A 16405-nucleotide genomic window follows, 5' to 3' on the forward strand; every position below is an offset into this window, starting at 1 on the left:
TAAGGCTCACAGTCCCGCATTCTAAATCCCGAGCCCTATAACCGCCCGACAATTGAAAGTAGCTTAAGCCACCAGACCATCCAGACTGCCTCCACGATATTTTTTCTGGTCATTTTCGATTTTCCAACCGTCCGATCGACAAAGACAATCGGCACCTCACGAATGGCTAACCCTTGCCTCCAGACCCGAAAGTCAATCTCGATCTGAAACGAGTACCCCTGCGAATGAACTCGATCCAGGGCAATGGCTTGAAGGGCTTTTCGGCTCAGGCATTTGAAACCGCTTGTTGGATCTGAAACCGGCATTCCGGTAATCCAGCGGGTGTAAATGCTGGCTGTTTTGGACAGGATAAGCCGCGAAAGGGGCCAGTTGATCACATTGACCGTGTTGTTCAGGTAACGCGATCCGATCACCAGATCAGCATTCTGTGCCTCCTTGAGCAAAGAGGTGATCGCAGCAGGATCGTGTGAAAAATCGGCGTCCATCTCGATGATCCGCTCATAGCCATGCTCAAGGGCATAACGGAAACCTGCAAGATAAGCCGTTCCAAGCCCAAGCTTTCCCGGCCTTTGTATAAGGTGGACTCGCGATTCGTTCTCGATGATCGATTCGATGATCGATGCCGTGCCATCAGGAGAGTTGTCATCAATCACAAGAATCTCAAGAGCTTGAGAATAGGAGCGGAGAATCGCCCCGATAAGGGGCTTGATATTCTCGGCCTCGTTGTAGGTTGGAATGATAACCAATGTCTTTCCGGTAAGCCCAGAAATATCGACAGGATTCTGAATCGGCTGCTCTAACACGCTTGTAAATTTTGTCGGAATGCGCCAGGCTTTTTACCAATAAAAAAAGCATTGCTTCGTAAAAAGCAATGCTTTTTCAAGTCCGTCAATACGGTATAGGGTTCTTGATTTACCTGACCTCGCGATGGAAGCGATGCAGGAAGCGCAAATCAAAATCAAGCCTTTCCGGCGGCGTGTAGCTGAAGTCGAGCACTTCGCCATCAGGAAGCTGTTCGATCAAGGCACCTGAAGGACACTCGTCACCAGAGAAACATGCCGAACATGAAATACATGCATCCTGATCGATGTAGCAGCGGAAGCCGCCTTCCTGAACGTCGCCATAGAACTTGTAACCAATAGCGTTGATCTTCGGCGGGCATTTGTCCAGACACAGTCCGCAGCCGACGCAGAGGTTCTCGATAATAAAATAGTGCTTCTTCGGACGCGGCGGAGCTTTCTTAACCGGTGCAGCAGCTTTGGGTGCGGCCTTTGCCACTGGCTTGGCTGCTGGAGCGCCCTCTTTCGCAACAGGAGCACCTTTAGCTGCCGGAGCACCCTTGGCCGCAGGCTTGGCTGCCGGTTTCGGAGGCGGCGCTGCCTTTGGTTTGACATACGGAAGCGCAGACTCCTGGCGAACACCGGAACGGCCGAGCGTAACATCAAGCGGAGACAGCCTTGCCTTGCCAGACTGCTTGGCGGCAGGCGCTTTAGCCTTCGGCGCAGCCGGACCTTTGGGTGCGGCAGGCGCGCCGCCTTTCGGAGCCGCTTTTGCTCCCGGAGCAGGTGCCTGGTTTTTGTTTTCAACAGGTTCGGCCATACAAACCCCCCTCTCTAAAATTGTTTTGCGTTGTAAACGTTATGACTCAAGATGGTCGAAGGGGCAAAAAGCCCCTTCGTACCTTAACTGTTACGCAATCAGTTTCATCAGCGTATCAACCAACTGGGCAAGCATCTGCTGTCCCGATACTGCTGCGTGGCTGACGGGAGGCGGCAGCGGAGAATCGGTCTGATAGAAGCCGTTGGCGATGAAGAGGAACACCAGCATGAAGGTACCGCCGAAGTACAGGAAAGTACCAGCAAGCTTGGAGTCCGAAATGGTCAGCACCGGGAAGCGGAACTGGACGTCCCTGTTGAGGAACTTCTTGCCCAGCCAGCGGATGGTGCGGGTCTGAATATCAGCACCTTCAAGACGCGAACCGCGATCCTCGAACCAGACAGCAAAGCTGATGAACCACACCAGGTGACCAATCATGAGAATGGTCGAGAGGTGCGAGCTGGAGAAGATCGTCACGGTCTCAGTCCAGAAGTAGTAGAAGATACCCGAGGTATAGTGATGATGCAGTCCTGCAATCGCATCCCAAGCCTTCGCATCTGCAGCAGGCACGCCGTACATCATCGATGCAATCCAAGCACCATCGATATACCAGCAAACTGCGGACAGACCTTTGATACCCCAGAGCATGGCGAACCAGAGCTGGTCCTGAATGGAGACACCGCAGGTACCGCCATAGACCGGACCAAGGCACGGGAAAGAGTAAGAGTTCTTCTTCAGACCCAGGTCATCCCACAGAGGAGAGGTATGAGCGAAGAAGGCGATACGAACAAGAGCGATCAGCGAGAAAAGCGAACCGGCCGTGATAACGTGGGCCATGACCCAGTCGTTGATGCTCGGGTCAGCGAACATCCACTGGAAGATCGGCAGCGGTTTGAGCCAGTAGAACGACATCATGATGTTGGTGCCGAAGATGTTCAGCTCGCAGATCGTGTTCCAGACGATGACGGCATACACCGAAAGCATGGTCGAGAAGCAGAGAGCCATAACGGTACCGAGGATTTTGACCTGAACTTCCTGGTCGCGGCCCTTGGTGATCCAGATCGACTTGATCTGGTTGTAAATACCGTTGAGCTGGATCTTGAGGAGATACTGGCCACCATGATACACACCGGCAAACACATAAAGCACACCACAGATGATGTGGTTGAAGGTAATGAGGTTTGTCACCACCCTTGCCATGCCGAACGAAGCGCCGTTCCTGGGAAGAATAGCGTACGGTGCGAACTCGGCAAACTCCTTGGAGCCGGAGATGATCTTGCCGCCCTGCTCAACGAAGTCGAAGCTGACGCGGTTGAACGGCTCACCATAGATATAGAACACCAGATTGTCGAGCTCTTTGTAGTAAGCATGGAACGACGGCTGCTGGAAGGCGACAAAGGCAATCACGCCAAGCGCGATGTTGATGTAGCCAATAGCGGTCAGGTGAACCGAGAACGCGGCCTTCATATCATCGTTAAGATGGATAGCTGCATTCGGGGGATTGTTCCACCAGTAGATACCAAGAGCGAAGAAAACGACAAACCAGACAAACGACATGAAGGTTTCGGAGTTGATCGTCTGGAAATCGGGAATCGGAGCGAAACCAAGGAGAAGCCACATCAGAAGGCCCCAGCCAAGGAAAAGCAAAGACATGTAAACAGCGTGTGGCCCGAGAGCTTCTTTGTAGCTCTTTGCGCTGGTGCCGCTGAAGACCATGTCACCGAATTTGCCGAGGAAACGGAAATCGCGGAAGTTACCGCAGCGGCCGGTGAAGGGGTTGGTCAGATTGTGCGTCCAGTGGCGCCAGCCGCCGAACAGGAGAATCGAACCGGAGAGGAAATGGAAGGCTGCCCATCCGAGGAGCCTTGCACCAGCAGCCTCGAGATCGGCAGTTTTGGTGCTGTAGGTGTCGATGCCGAGCGAAACCATTCTCGGCTTGATGGTCAGGTAGAACCAGTTGTCATGGAAACCCGGGGCTCCCCAAGGAAACACCTGGATACCCGAGATGTAGTAGATTGCCATGATAAAGCCGAGCACACCGAGCAAGGCAAGATGGCCGCCTACGACCTGCTCGTCATCGAGCTTTTCGGTATCGAAGATCTGGTACCACTTCGTCGAGCGCGTTTCTGTTCGCTGGAACAGAAAACGTCTCATCTTGGCGGCATCCTGCTCTTTAATGACCGATGCTCCGCCTGGCGCGCCATTTGCCTTCGGAGCCGGCGCCTTTCCTTTTGGAGGAGGCACTGTCCCCTTCGGCTTGACCCCTGCGGGTTTCACTTGTTCAGCCATTGTATTCTCTCCTTTGTTTGGACGTATTTTCAGGTTGAAGAAACCGAAAAAACCGGTGATACACCCCCACGGTAAGCGGCCACTTGTCTGTCACGGATACATTTCCGCTGGCTGACACGACATGGAGAAATTCCCGGAAAAAACAGTTTTGCAGATGATCTCAGAGAAAAAAGCATCCTGCAACAGTAGCAAATAAAATAAGAAAATTTATTTAATAGTAAAGTTTTTTGCCCCCGCTTCCCCTTTAGCCAGAGGGCTTTGGCGCGATTTGTCTGCGCTCGGGCGAGCTGCCGGGAAAACGGGTACCGCAATCAGCATCTCAGCAAAACAAAGCATCCGGATCAACATCATGCAGATCGAATTCACCAAAATGTCGGGAGCCGGCAACGACTTCATCGTCATCGACAACAGGCAGAGTCAGTTCAACCTCGAACCGGAACAGGTGCATGCGATGTGTACCCGGCGAACCGGCATCGGTGCTGACGGCCTGATTCTTATCGAGGCATCCGAAACTGCCGATTTCAGAATGAATTACCACAACGCCGACGGGTATCCCGGTTCGATGTGCGGAAACGGCGGCCGGTGCGCGGTCTACTTCTCCTACCTCATCGGTATCCGCCCGGCAGGAAATCGCTACCGCTTTGAAGCCGGCCCCGGAACGTATGAGGCAGAGATCACTGGCAAGGAGTCGGTCAGGCTACATATGCTTCCGCCAAAAAACTTCAGAGACGATCTGCATGCGGGCGCATGGAGCTGCCATTTCGTCGATACCGGTTCCCCGCACGCCATCGCCTATGTCGATAACCTCGACCAGATGGACGTCTTCACCGAAGGCCGCACCATCCGGAATAACAAGGAGGTCTTCCCGGAAGGCACCAATGTCAACTTTCTGGAAGTCACCGCACCCGATGCACTCAGCATCAGGACATTCGAGCGGGGCGTCGAGGATGAAACCCTCGCCTGCGGCACCGGCACGGTAGCGGCCGCTCTGATGAGCTACCGGCTCGGCAAGGTTGCGTCATCGCCAGTCAGGGTGACGGTAAGAAGCGGCGAAACACTGATGGTCGGCTTCAATGACGCGATGGACGAGATTTACCTCGAAGGGCCGGCCCGCCCGGTCTATCAGGGAACTATCGCCCTGTAAGTCCGCCTTATAATTAGTTTGTCGTGGCAGGGTCAACAGCCCTGATCCGAAAGCCTGAAGTCGATGAGCCATGCATACGACAAGCTTCTATCATACAGCTCCGGACGGAGTGCTTCAGTGTGACCTCTGCCGTCACTACTGCCGCATCCGTCCTGGGCGCAGCGGCCTGTGCAGGGTAAGGAAAAACATCGACGGCCGACTGATTGCGCTCACCTACGGCAGGGCGCTGTCGCAGTCGGTTGATCCGGTGGAGAAAAAGCCGCTCTACCACTTCATGCCAGGCACGGCGACCTGGTCGTTCGGTACGGCGGGCTGCAACTTCACCTGCGCCAACTGCCAGAACTGGCAGATCAGCCAGGCGCTCCCGGACGAAGAAGCCACGCCATTCATCCCACCCGAAAAGATCGTACAGAACGCCATCCGCGCCGGATGCCCATCAATCTCCTGCACCTACACCGAGCCGACAATCTTTGCCGAATATGCACTCGACGTCATGAAGCTCGCCAAAGAGAGCGGGCTCAAAACGATCTGGGTGAGCAACGGCTACCTGTCGCCGCTCTGCCTCGACACCATTCACCCGTGGCTCGACGCGATCAACGTCGATCTCAAATCGATGGATGACGCCTTTTACCGTCGCCTCTGCGGCGCACGACTCGCCCCGGTGCTCGACAGCCTGCGTCAGATTCGCAAAAGCGGCATCCATCTTGAAATCACCACGCTCGTCATCCCCGGCCATTCGGATGATCCGGCCATGCTCGAACGCCTTGCAGGCTTCATCGCTGACGAACTCGCTAGCGACGTGCCCTGGCACCTTATTCCGTTTTACCCGGAGATTTCATGGAAGATGCACGAAACACCGGCCACCGAACCGTCAGCGCTTGAAACAGCTTGGCAGATCGGCCGGGATGCCGGATTGCAACACGTGTACTCAGCGTCTCACAACGACACCCTTTGCGCGCACTGCGGCGCGACGCTCGTTAAACGCGAACGCCAGTTCATCGGAGCGCAGGTCAAACGGTTCGACGCTGGAGGTCGATGCCCATCCTGCAACCAGCCATCGCCTGTAAAAAACTAAATGATGGCAATGCAGCGAAACATCAGGAACCCAGCTGTTGCAGGCGCTTTTTATCCGGCTGATCCCTCTGAACTCAACACTCTGCTCGCTGAGCTTTTTGAGAAAACAAGCCAGCCATCGAGCCAACCCAGCCCCAAAGCCGTCATCGTCCCGCACGCAGGCTACCGGTTCAGTGGGCGGGTTGCCGCTCGGGCGTTTAGCACGCTGGAGGGACAGCACATCCGAACCGCGGTGCTGCTCGGCAATGCCCACGCTGCACTGTTCGACAGCATCGCCATCGATCCGCACGACGGCTGGCGCACACCGCTGGGCACCGTACCGTTGGACAAAATGATGCGAATCCGGCTGATCGAACTCGATCCGACACTGTATCATCAATCTGACATCGCCCACCAACGCGACCACGTGCTCGAAGTCCAGCTTCCGCTGCTCCAGCACGCACTGGCGTCCGGCTTCAAAATCCTGCCCGTACTATTTGGCCAAAACCCGGCGGGTACGTACTGGCAATGCGCAGAAGCCCTCCTTTCGCTCCTCTCGGACGACGACCTGCTCATAGCCAGCTCAGACCTGTCGCACTACCCGACCTACCACGATGCCCAAGCCATTGACACCCGAACTCTCGAACATCTGGTTGAGCTGGACATTCAAGGACTCGAACAGCACGAACAGGAGGTCATGCAGCGCAGAATCCCTGGCCTTGAAACCGTTTTCTGCGGCCCGGATGCCGTCAAAACCGTCCTCGAAATCGGCAGCAGGCTAGGCTGGAAAGGCAAGCTGCTCAGCTACCGGAACAGCGGCGATGCCGATCAAGCCTCCCGGGATGCCGTGGTCGGTTATGGCGCAGTCATGTTCACCACCCACTGATTTACACACAACCCCTAACTCCATTTGTCATGCAGACAATCGACGACCACCCGCCAGAAGGCACGCCAGCTCCCGAACCCTTCGTGCTCGACACCTGCACATCCGCCGGAGCAGCAAAAGACAATCCGTTCGAAATCGCCCGCAGGCAGCTCGACGAAGCGGCAACGGTCATCGGCCTCGATCCGGAAGTGCTGGAACTGCTCCGATGGCCGATGCGCGAAATGCATATCACCATTCCGGTCAAAATGGACGACGGCTCGGTGCGCGCGTTTCACGGCTTCAGGGTGCAGTACAACGACGCGCGCGGCCCCAACAAAGGCGGCATCCGGTTCCATCCCGACGAAACCATCGACACGGTCAGGGCGCTGGCTGCATGGATGACCTGGAAAACCGCCGTCATGAATATTCCGCTCGGCGGCGCCAAGGGCGGAGTGATCTGCAATCCGAAAGCCATGTCTGAAGGCGAGCTCGAACGGCTCTCGCGAAGCTACATCCGGCAGGTCGGTCGACTGCTTGGACTGACAAAGGACGTGCCCGCGCCTGACGTCTATACCACCCCGCAGATCATGGCCTGGATGGCCGACGAATACTCCTTCATGCAGGGACACAACGACTTCGGCGTCATTACCGGCAAGCCGATCGCCCTCGGAGGATCGCTGGGGCGCGGAGACGCAACGGCACGGGGCGGCATCATCTGCATCCGCGAAGCCGCCAAAGCGCTCGGCATCGACCTTCACGGCAAAATCGTCGCCATCAACGGCTACGGCAACGCAGGCTCGTTCGCGCACAAACTCGTTGTCGAACAGCTCGGCATGAAGGTGGTCGCCGTCTCCGACTCGAAAGGCGCAATCTATCAGCCGGACGGTATCGACTACGACGCCATCATGGAGCACAAAAGACGCAACGGAACCGTGGGCGGATTTCCGGGCTCGACACCGCTAAGTAACGGCGAACTGCTCAAGCTCAACGTCGCCGTGCTCATTCCGGCCGCCCTCGAAGACGAGATCACCGGCGCCAACGCTCGCGACATCAACGCCGCCATCGTGGCGGAACTGGCCAACGGCCCAACTACCCCCAAAGCCGACAAGATCCTCCACGAACGAGGCGTCTACCTCATTCCCGATCTTCTCTGCAACGCAGGTGGCGTAACGGTCTCCTACTTTGAAATGGTGCAGAACACCAGCGGCTGGTACTGGGAGGAAGAGGAGGTTCACCGACAACTCGAAAAAAAGATGACCGCCGCCTTCAGCGCGGTGCACGAAGCCGCCCTCGCCTGGAAGGTCGATAACCGCACGGCCGCAATGATCGTAGCCATACGCCGCATCGAGGAGGCCATGACACTGCGTGGCTGGGTGTAAGCCACTTGATGCCGGTCAAACCCTAACGATGCACTGGCAAAAAAGGAAATAACTGATTAAGGTAGAGCGCGGAGAACTTTTTATAACGATCGTGACCTTACTTGGTTATTGATTAACGCCATGCCTTGGCAGAAGAGCGTTTTTCGATGTTAATCCGAAGTACAAGAATGTTTTTGTGAACCCCCCATAACTTTTCATTCAAAAGGAGACGAGATATGCAGAAATACGTATGTGTGCCTTGTGGCTATGTTTACGATCCGGCAGATGGCGATCCGAACAACGGAATCGATCCGGGAACGCCGTTCGAAGATCTTCCGGAAGACTGGGTATGCCCGGTGTGCGGAGTGGACAAATCCTTGTTCGAACCCGAGTCCTGAAAAAACTTCGCCTTGTTGTTTCCAGCCAGTCCGGCAGACACTCAGTCTCCGGACTGGCTTTTTTGTTCGGACTCTACATGCACCGGCTCTTTTTCAGCACTATCACCACCCTTCTCTGCGGTGCTGTCCGCCTGCAACGCCTCATCGATAAGCCCCTCCGGAATACCGACGACCACCGAATCGGGCTGAGCGCTTCCGGTTGTATCGGGTTCGCTGATCACCTCACGATAATCGGGCACGACAAGCCCTCGCCTCATCATGATGCCCTGAATCAGCCTGGCGCGCTTTTCGACAAAACGGGACGTTCCGTTCGGCTTGAACCTTATCGGGTTGGGCAGCACCGCCGCCAGCCGCGCCGCCTGATTTGCAGTGAGTTGTGAAGCGCTGATGCCGTAATAGTGTTTCGCGGCCGCTTCGATACCAAAAATCCCACTCCCCCACTCAACGGTGTTGACGTAAAGTTCGAGAATGCGCCGTTTGGAAAGCGTGCGTTCGAGGCGCCAGGTCAGAATCGCCTCCTGGAGTTTTCTGACCGGATTTTTCGATGGCGACAGATAGAGATTCTTGGCCAGTTGCTGGCTGATGGTGCTCGCCCCGAACCTGAACTCACGCGCTTCGATGTCTTTTTCGACAGCGTTCCGGATCGCCTCGTAATCAAATCCTTCATGGTGCCAGAACTTGTCATCCTCGGCAATGAGTACCGCTTTGACAAGCATTGGCGAAACCCGGCTCAACGGCACCCAGCGCTGCGAAATGGTGCGATCAATGCCATCACGTCGCCACTGGGCCTTTCGGGACTCCATGAACGCTGTGGTTTCGGGATTGACGGTCTTCAATTCGGCAACATCCGGCACGACGAAGTACCGGCCCACATCAACCAGCAGAATGAACAGGATGAACAGGAACAGATTTCTGAGCAATTTCATGAGGGTGAAGTGAACGGTTCCGGAAAGACCTTTGGTTCAGCTCGAAGGCATCTTCAAGTATAAAGATTTACAACGCTTCGTAAAACATGATGCAGCTCGTTGATTCCCTGACTGGCTTTTCCGTTTTTTAGCTACTTTTATATTCGTACGAAAGGCTGACGAATTTTCGAAACCATGAAATGCGATGAACCATGAACAAGATTAACGACATGCTTACCAAAGCGAAAGTGCTTGCCCTGTCGGGCCTGATGCTCTGGGGCTTTTCTTCGACAGCGTCTGCCGCCGTGGACGGCAAGGCGGTCTTCGACAGGAGTTGCAGCGTCTGCCACTCGATTACGCCGCCGCCAAAATCCGCGCCACCCATTCTGCCTATTTCGGCAAGGTACCACCAGCGCTACTCCTCTCGAGCTGAGGGAATCAAGCAGATGGCTGACTTCATCAAAGCCCCCAGCAAAGAGAAGGTGCTTGCCGACCAGCAAGCCATCACCCGTTTCGGCCTGATGCCAGCCATCCCCCTCAGCGCTGAAGAGCTGGCGGCTGTGTCTGCATGGGTATGGGATCAGTACTCCGGCGGGCAATGGGGCCCCGGCAAGGGTCAGGGCAGAGGAACCGGACAGGGCGGATGCTACCAGCAATAAGCACTTCGCATTCGAACAGACGATAAAAAAAAGCAGCAGGGAAAACCCTGCTGCTTTTTTTCCGCCGGAGCGACCTCGTATGAGTGGTATGAGGAGTACCCTTGGGCAGACTCGAACTGCCGACCAACAGTTTAGGAAACTGGTGCTCTATCCACTGAGCTACAAGGGTAAAAAATCGTTCTGGCCGGTAATGTACAAACTTATTTTTCAGGAAACAAGACAACTGCTCGCGGCGTACAGACATCCAACTTTTCCGCCACTCCGTGCATCTACGTTCTTCCGAACATGCGATCGAGTTCGCCGAGTGAGAGGCGGATGATGACCGGTCTGCCGTGCGGACACACGTAGGGCATTCGTGTGGCGAACAGGCGATCGATGAGCATCCGCATCTGTTCGACGTCGAGCTTCTGACCAGTCATGATGGCGTTGCGGCAGGAGTACGATTTGGCCAGGTTATCGCGCTTTTCCAGCTTCAGCTTCGAGGCGTTCTCCTGATATTCGGCAATCATATCCTGCAAAATCGTGGCCTCATTTCCGTCGCGCACGTCCGGCGGGACGCCTTCGATCATGACGCTCAGCCCGCCGAAAGGACGGATCGTGAAGCCGAGTCGGTACAGCTCTTCGGAAATTTCCTCGTACACCTCGTACTGCCACGGCTTGAGGTCAATCTTCTGCGGAAACAGCAATTGCTGCGAGTTGGGCACAGCCTCGTTCATCACGTCGATCGCGCGTTCGTACAGCACCCGCTCGTGCGCCACGTGCTGATCGATAATCATCAGGCCGGTTTTGATCTGGCAGATAATGTACTTGTTATGCAGCTGCCAGATTTTCGGTTCCTTGTCCGGCGCGACAGGATTCTGCTCGTCAGCGGCGGACGGCTGATCTGCAGACGGCGTCAGAAGCGACTCCTGCACCATCGAAGGGTATGGTTCTCCGGAACCGGAGCCGAAAGACGATTCAACCGGGTCAATCGATGGCGGCGGCACGGACGCGCCGGAGAGATCGAACGCACCCTGCCGGTAGTTCCGGTACAGATCACCCGTGGTCGAGGATTTGCCGGAAAAGTCCGAATAGGCCAGTTTACGAGAGCTGCTTTCCGGCAACCCGATGCCATGTGAGCCGACCGGTGCCGGCGAAGGCGCTACGGTCGCCTCAGGAGAAAAATCAGCCGTCCGGACGGCGCGCTTGACGACCGGATAGACCATGCTCCGGATGCTTTTTTCATCCTCGAATTTTACTTCCAGCTTGGCCGGGTGCACGTTCACATCGACCAGCGAAGGGTCAAGGCCGAGAAAGAGCAATGCAAACGGAGACTGCCGCTCCTCAAGCAGCTCGGCGTAGGCCTGCTGCACCGCCTGCACCAGCATCCGGTTCTGGATCAGACGCCGGTTGATGTAGAAATACTGGTCATATTTCTGGCGCACCATCATGCCGGGCTTGCCGAGATAGCCGCCGATGGTCATGTAATCGTTCTCCTCGGTCACCTCGATCAGGCTTTCGCCGAATCCCTCGCCGTAAAAGTGGCTCAGGCGCTCACGAACGTCCGGCGTGCGAAAATAGAACAGCTCGTGATCGTCGTTGATCAGGCGCCACTCGATTTCCGGGTAGGCCAGCACGAACGCCTTGACGGTTTCGTGAATGTGCTTGAACTCGGTAGCGTTGGATTTGAGGAACTTGCGGCGGGCCGGAACGTTGAAAAAGAGGTTGCGCACCGAAATCGACGTACCGGGCTCGCACTGCGCAGGCTGAGGGCCTTCGATCTCACCGCCGTTGCTGATGAGCTGGATGCCGACCGGCTCGCTCTGGCGACGGGTCTTCAGCTCGAAGTGCGAGACCGACGAAATGCTTGCCAGCGCCTCCCCGCGAAAGCCGAGCGTCCGGAGTGCATTGAGATCATCCACGTCGGAAATCTTGCTGGTGGCGAACCGTTCCACGCTGAGCAGGGCGTCATCGCTGTCCATGCCGCAGCCGTTATCGATGATCCGGACGAGTTGCCGGCCGGCCTCCTTGATGACGACGGTGATGGCCGAAGCTCCGGAATCGATTGAATTTTCGAGAAGCTCCTTGACCACCGAGGCCGGACGCTGCACCACTTCGCCAGCCGAAATTTTATTGGCAACGATATCAGGAAGTTTTGCAATGGAAGGCATAAAACACAAACGCAGTTTTCATTGGGTAGTCATCTCTTCTTCGCGCCCCTGTTCCGGAGCAGACAACCTAACACTTGCGGAACACCAGCGAAAAAATATACACAATTCAAAAGCCCCTGAAAGCGTTCGGCAGCAATCGGAAGCTCGTCTATCAGGAGCCGGGCTGTTTCAGCCTGACCAGCAATGCGCGGAGAGCTGCCTCACTGAAGCGCGCCTTGTTCTGCTGGCGGTCACCGTGCATCGAGAACGTCGAGGCCTCGACTGTCACATCGCCCTTTCCTGAACGGGAAGCAACCGCGATGCAGACCGTGCCAACCGGCTTTTCCGGCGATCCTCCACCCGGCCCGGCAATGCCTGTCGTGGAGACCGCGATGTCCGCGCCGCTCCGTTCGAGGCAGCCACGGGCCATCTCTTCGGCCACAGGCTCGCTGACCGCGCCGAGCTCTTCGATTGTCAACGGATCAACGCCAAGCTGTGCGACTTTGGCCTCGTTGCTGTAAGTGACCAGCCCTTGCAGAAAACAGCCGGACGAACCGGCCACATCGGTCAGACGGCTCGCGATAAGGCCACCGGTGCAGGACTCAGCCACAGCCACGGTCATCTTTTTTTCAAGCAGCGTCTCGACCACCACCTCTTCGAGCCGTGCATCCCTGATCGCATAGACAAAAGACCTGGCTCGTTCAACGATGGCATCGACTACCCGGCGGTTCTGTTCGTCGACCTCCTCTTTCCGGCTCCCCGAAGTGCTCACCATGAGGCTCACCCCGGCGGCATGGGGCAGATAGGAGAGCGTGGTGCCTGACGGCAGTTCGTCTTCAACCTGAGCAATCAGCCCCGAAAGCTGCGACTCGCCGATGCCCATTGTCATGATAGGGGTGTGGCGAATGAACGCGCCAGAGAGCGGCTCGAAAAACGGAATGACCGTGAGCTGCATCATGGCCTCCATCTCCACCGGCACGCCCGGCATGAGAACGAGATAGCGGCCCGCGAACTGCGGCGCGCATTCGATAATCATGCCGGGTGCGGTGCCTTTCGTGTTGGGCACGGTGACCGAGCCTTCAATGACCATCGCCTGCGCTTTCATCGCCTCCGTTACCGGGCGGCCGCGGCGTCGGAACATCTCGGCAATTCGCTCGAACGAAGGCTCGTCAAAGACGAGGCCGCGGCCGAGCAGCTCCTGTACGGTGGTGCGTGTCCGGTCGTCGTTGGTCGGGCCGAGCCCGCCGGTCATGAGCACCGCTTCGGCCTCTTCGAGCGCCGACGTCACCGCAACGCGAATCGATTGCGGATCGTCCGAGCAAGTAATGATGCGGCTTACGGGAATGCCGATGGTGCCAAGCTGGCGCGCGATGAACGGAGCGTTGGTGTTAACGCGATGCCCTTTGAGCAACTCGTCGCCGATGGAGATGATGACTGCTTTCATGCGCCGCCTCAGACCAGATAACTTGCGATCCGGAGAATGTCGGCGAACACACCGCCCGCGGTCACTTCACCGCCCGCACCCGGCCCCTTGACCACCAGCGGGGTGTCGAGGTAGCGGTCGGTGGTGAAAACCACCAAATTCTCCGTCCCGTTCAGGCCGGCCACCGGGCTTTCCAGCGGCACGCGCTTCAGGCCGACCTTCGCCTTGCCATCCTTCAGCTCACCGGTGTAGGCGATGGTCTTGCCCTCTTTGGCCGCACTCTCCATCTCTTCGACATACCAATCGTCGATGGTTGCGAGTCGGTCGAGGAATTCAGCCGTACTCATGTCGCCCTGGCAAGATTCGGGAACGAGGCTCTGGCACTCCACATCGTCGTACTCGAGCTGGTAGCCAAGCGCACGCCCGAGGATGAGCATTTTGCGAGCGAAGTCCGCGCCGGAAAGATCGTCGCGCGGATCGGGTTCGGTGTAGCCGGACTCCTTGGCTTTGCGCACGATCTCACTGAAGCGTCCGCCTTTGCGCAGCTCGTTGAAGATGTAGCTCAGAGTGCCGGACAGCACGCCTTCGATGCAGATGATCCGGTCACCGCTGTTCTTCAGGTCGTTAAGCGTGCTGATGATCGGCAGGCCCGCACCGACGTTGGTTTCGTAGAGAAACCGGGCGTTGCTCGACCGCTCGGCCTTCATGATTTTGCCGTACAGTTCCCCCGAACCGGCCATGCCGAGCTTGTTGGCCGTGGCCACGGAGATATTGGCCTGAAGCAGCTCCGGGTAGCTCTCGGCAACCTGCTTGCTGGCCGTGCAATCCACCACGATGGTGTTGTGCAGGTTCTCTGCCCGGATCAGCTTGATGTAGTGGCCGATGCCCTGATGCGCTTCCCTGGTCTTCATCGATTCCTCCCAGTGCTCCAGATCGATGCCCTCCGGCTCGATGCAGATCGCCCGGGTGTTGGCCAGACCCGCAACCACGATGTCGAGCGCCATCTCCTGCTGAAGGGTCGCGCGATGATCCCTGATCTGGCTGATCAGGCTCTTGGCGATCGTGCCGGTTCCAGCGATGAACACGTGCACCTTGCGCATCGAGAGGAAGAAGGACTCGTGGATGCAGTTGAGCGCTTTGTCTTCATCGCTGCTGTCGATGACGACCGAGATGTTCATCTCGTTGGCGCCCTGCGCAACGGCGATCACGTTGACGCCATTCTTGCCGAGCGTTTCAAAGAGCTGCGCCGACACGCCAGGGTGCCCCGACATCTTGTTGCCGACGATGGCAACCATCGCCAGGTTGCGGCGAACGCTGACCGGGTCGATCCGACGCTCCTTGATCTCACGCGAGTACTCCTCTTCGAGCACCTTCTTGGCCATCGATGCCTGATCCGGAGCGACCGCAAGGCTGATCGACTGTTCCGACGAAGCCTGCGAAATGAAGATGATGTTGATGCTGTGCCGTGCAAGGCAGGTGAAAAGACGCGATGCCGTGCCAGGCACACCGGCCATACCGCTGCCGGAAAGGTTGAGCAGCACGACGCGATTGATCGAGGTCAGGCCGGTCACCGGTCTTGGCTGGCCGTCGGTCGAGGCGGGTAACTGACCGATTCGGGTACCGGGATTCTCCGGATCGGAGGCGTTGCGGATCAAGAGCGGAATGCTAGCCTTCATCACCGGCTGCACGGCCAGCGGGTGCAGCACCTTGGCGCCGGCGTGCGAAAGCTCCATCGCCTCGGCGTAGCTGATCTCCGGCAGCACCTTCGCATCGGGCACCCGTTTCGGATCGGCACTGTAGAAACCGTCCACGTGGGTCCAGATCCAAACCTCTTCGGCATGAAGCGCCGCGCCGAGAATCGTGGCGGTGAAATCGGAACCGCCGCGCCCAAGATTGGTCACGCTGCCATCTTCCGCAGATGCGATGAAACCGGTCACAACCGGAACAGGATCGTACGTCTGGAAGCGCTCTTTGATGCGCTTGCCCGTGGCCAGTCGATCGACTTTCGCATAGCAGTAATTCTCGTCCGTCACGATGAGCTCACGAGCATCCACACACTCGGCTGGCGTACCCGAAACATCAAGGCATCGGCTCATGATCCGGCACGAAAGCCGCTCACCGTAGCTCAGAATGAGGACTAGGCTCTTGTCGGAAAGCTCCCTGAGCAACGCAACACCGTGCAGCACATCGTTCAGCTCGGCCACCACTTCCCGAAGCCACGCCTCCTCTGGAGCGGCTTCTTCGCCGAACAGCTCACGGATGACGTCAGCATGCAGCGATCCGATCACGTCAAGCGTTTCACGCCAGGCCTCGTCACCCTTGCCGGCCTGCGCGCCGGCTTCGGCAAGCAGATCGGTCACTCTGGCAATGGCTGAAACCACGACGATAAGCTCCGAGCGCTCCAGCTCCTTCCTGATGATAGCGGCTGCGTTACTGATATTGGCCGCCGATGCGATCGACGATCCTCCGAACTTGAATACCTTCATGCTGTACAATGGTGCGTTACACGTTTAAACGGACATCCTAATTTCTTACGGCCGGGTGAATAATACAAGCCAAAGTGCGACTCTTTTTTCCTTCCCCGTC

The 16405-nt window shown here is 57.0% G+C and carries 13 protein-coding genes and 1 tRNA gene; 6 read left to right on the forward strand and 8 right to left on the reverse strand.

Going from position 1 to position 16405, the window contains the following annotated elements; translation table 11 throughout:
* Positions 1-35 precede the first annotated feature (35 nt).
* The 3 genes from CPAR_RS09625 to CPAR_RS09635 form a co-directional block, all read right to left on the reverse strand.
* Positions 36-803 carry a polyprenol monophosphomannose synthase gene (locus CPAR_RS09625; RefSeq protein ID WP_012503120.1) on the reverse strand — a complete coding sequence of 256 codons (768 nt, stop codon included), beginning with the start codon at positions 801-803 and terminating at the stop codon, positions 36-38.
* Between the two features lie 109 nt (positions 804-912).
* Entirely contained in the window at positions 913-1599 is a 687-nt protein-coding gene (locus CPAR_RS09630) for an indolepyruvate ferredoxin oxidoreductase subunit alpha (protein WP_012503121.1), read from the reverse strand.
* A 90-nt stretch (positions 1600-1689) separates the two neighbouring features.
* Positions 1690-3885: a photosystem I psaA/psaB family protein gene (locus CPAR_RS09635; protein ID WP_012503122.1), complete on the reverse strand. Its 2196-nt coding sequence runs from the start codon at positions 3883-3885 to the stop codon at positions 1690-1692.
* Positions 3886-4234: 349 nt separating this feature from the next.
* On the opposite strand from CPAR_RS09635, the gene dapF reads away from it, so the two are divergent.
* From dapF to rd, 5 genes are all read left to right on the forward strand, one after another.
* Complete coding sequence (gene dapF / locus CPAR_RS09640; RefSeq protein WP_012503123.1) at positions 4235-5029, forward strand: diaminopimelate epimerase; 795 nt, start codon at positions 4235-4237, stop codon at positions 5027-5029.
* A gap of 70 nt (positions 5030-5099) precedes the next feature.
* Positions 5100-6104, forward strand: a complete 1005-nt coding sequence (gene amrS, locus CPAR_RS09645; RefSeq protein ID WP_012503124.1) for an AmmeMemoRadiSam system radical SAM enzyme — start codon at positions 5100-5102, stop codon at positions 6102-6104.
* A 9-nt stretch (positions 6105-6113) separates the two neighbouring features.
* On the forward strand, positions 6114-6968 hold the full coding sequence (amrB, locus tag CPAR_RS09650; protein ID WP_041466362.1) for an AmmeMemoRadiSam system protein B: 855 nt from the start codon (positions 6114-6116) through the stop codon (positions 6966-6968).
* 29 nt (positions 6969-6997) lie between these two features.
* Positions 6998-8326, forward strand: a complete 1329-nt coding sequence (locus CPAR_RS09655; RefSeq protein WP_012503126.1) for a Glu/Leu/Phe/Val family dehydrogenase — start codon at positions 6998-7000, stop codon at positions 8324-8326.
* Positions 8327-8541: 215 nt separating this feature from the next.
* The gene (rd, locus tag CPAR_RS09660) at positions 8542-8703 is read left to right on the forward strand and encodes a rubredoxin (RefSeq protein ID WP_012503127.1); all 162 of its coding nucleotides are present in this window, start codon (positions 8542-8544) and stop codon (positions 8701-8703) included.
* A 41-nt stretch (positions 8704-8744) separates the two neighbouring features.
* Here rd and mtgA read toward each other — a convergent pair whose 3' ends face one another.
* Positions 8745-9629 carry a monofunctional biosynthetic peptidoglycan transglycosylase gene (gene mtgA, locus CPAR_RS09665; RefSeq protein WP_012503128.1) on the reverse strand — a complete coding sequence of 295 codons (885 nt, stop codon included), beginning with the start codon at positions 9627-9629 and terminating at the stop codon, positions 8745-8747.
* Between the two features lie 191 nt (positions 9630-9820).
* Here mtgA and CPAR_RS09670 point away from each other — a divergent pair, with 191 nt between their 5' ends.
* Positions 9821-10267 carry a c-type cytochrome gene (locus CPAR_RS09670; RefSeq protein WP_012503129.1) on the forward strand — a complete coding sequence of 149 codons (447 nt, stop codon included), beginning with the start codon at positions 9821-9823 and terminating at the stop codon, positions 10265-10267.
* A 96-nt stretch (positions 10268-10363) separates the two neighbouring features.
* On the opposite strand, the gene CPAR_RS09675 is transcribed toward CPAR_RS09670, so the two are convergent.
* The 4 genes from CPAR_RS09675 to thrA form a co-directional block, all read right to left on the reverse strand.
* Positions 10364-10436 (reverse strand) — tRNA-Arg (locus tag CPAR_RS09675).
* A gap of 100 nt (positions 10437-10536) precedes the next feature.
* On the reverse strand, positions 10537-12417 hold the full coding sequence (gene mutL, locus CPAR_RS09680; RefSeq protein ID WP_012503130.1) for a DNA mismatch repair endonuclease MutL: 1881 nt from the start codon (positions 12415-12417) through the stop codon (positions 10537-10539).
* Positions 12418-12568: 151 nt separating this feature from the next.
* Positions 12569-13840: a competence/damage-inducible protein A gene (locus CPAR_RS09685; RefSeq protein ID WP_012503131.1), complete on the reverse strand. Its 1272-nt coding sequence runs from the start codon at positions 13838-13840 to the stop codon at positions 12569-12571.
* Between the two features lie 8 nt (positions 13841-13848).
* On the reverse strand, positions 13849-16305 hold the full coding sequence (gene thrA / locus CPAR_RS09690) for a bifunctional aspartate kinase/homoserine dehydrogenase I (protein WP_012503132.1): 2457 nt from the start codon (positions 16303-16305) through the stop codon (positions 13849-13851).
* Positions 16306-16405 lie beyond the last annotated feature (100 nt).

The organism is Chlorobaculum parvum NCIB 8327, from assembly GCF_000020505.1.
Classification (GTDB): domain Bacteria; phylum Bacteroidota; class Chlorobiia; order Chlorobiales; family Chlorobiaceae; genus Chlorobaculum; species Chlorobaculum parvum_A.

Excerpts from the sequence above, each read along its gene's own strand:
- CPAR_RS09655 (WP_012503126.1), top strand. The coding sequence starts at position 6,998 with ATGCAGACAATCGACGACCACCCGCCAGAAGGCACGCCAGCTCCCGAA.
- mtgA (WP_012503128.1), bottom strand. The coding sequence starts at position 9,629 with ATGAAATTGCTCAGAAATCTGTTCCTGTTCATCCTGTTCATTCTGCTG.
- dapF (WP_012503123.1), top strand. The coding sequence starts at position 4,235 with ATGCAGATCGAATTCACCAAAATGTCGGGAGCCGGCAACGACTTCATC.
- CPAR_RS09635 (WP_012503122.1), bottom strand. The coding sequence starts at position 3,885 with ATGGCTGAACAAGTGAAACCCGCAGGGGTCAAGCCGAAGGGGACAGTG.
- rd (WP_012503127.1), top strand. The coding sequence starts at position 8,542 with ATGCAGAAATACGTATGTGTGCCTTGTGGCTATGTTTACGATCCGGCA.
- amrB (WP_041466362.1), top strand. The coding sequence starts at position 6,114 with ATGCAGCGAAACATCAGGAACCCAGCTGTTGCAGGCGCTTTTTATCCG.
- thrA (WP_012503132.1), bottom strand. The coding sequence starts at position 16,305 with ATGAAGGTATTCAAGTTCGGAGGATCGTCGATCGCATCGGCGGCCAAT.
- CPAR_RS09670 (WP_012503129.1), top strand. The coding sequence starts at position 9,821 with ATGAACAAGATTAACGACATGCTTACCAAAGCGAAAGTGCTTGCCCTG.
- CPAR_RS09630 (WP_012503121.1), bottom strand. The coding sequence starts at position 1,599 with ATGGCCGAACCTGTTGAAAACAAAAACCAGGCACCTGCTCCGGGAGCA.
- CPAR_RS09685 (WP_012503131.1), bottom strand. The coding sequence starts at position 13,840 with ATGAAAGCAGTCATCATCTCCATCGGCGACGAGTTGCTCAAAGGGCAT.
- mutL (WP_012503130.1), bottom strand. The coding sequence starts at position 12,417 with ATGCCTTCCATTGCAAAACTTCCTGATATCGTTGCCAATAAAATTTCG.
- amrS (WP_012503124.1), top strand. The coding sequence starts at position 5,100 with ATGCATACGACAAGCTTCTATCATACAGCTCCGGACGGAGTGCTTCAG.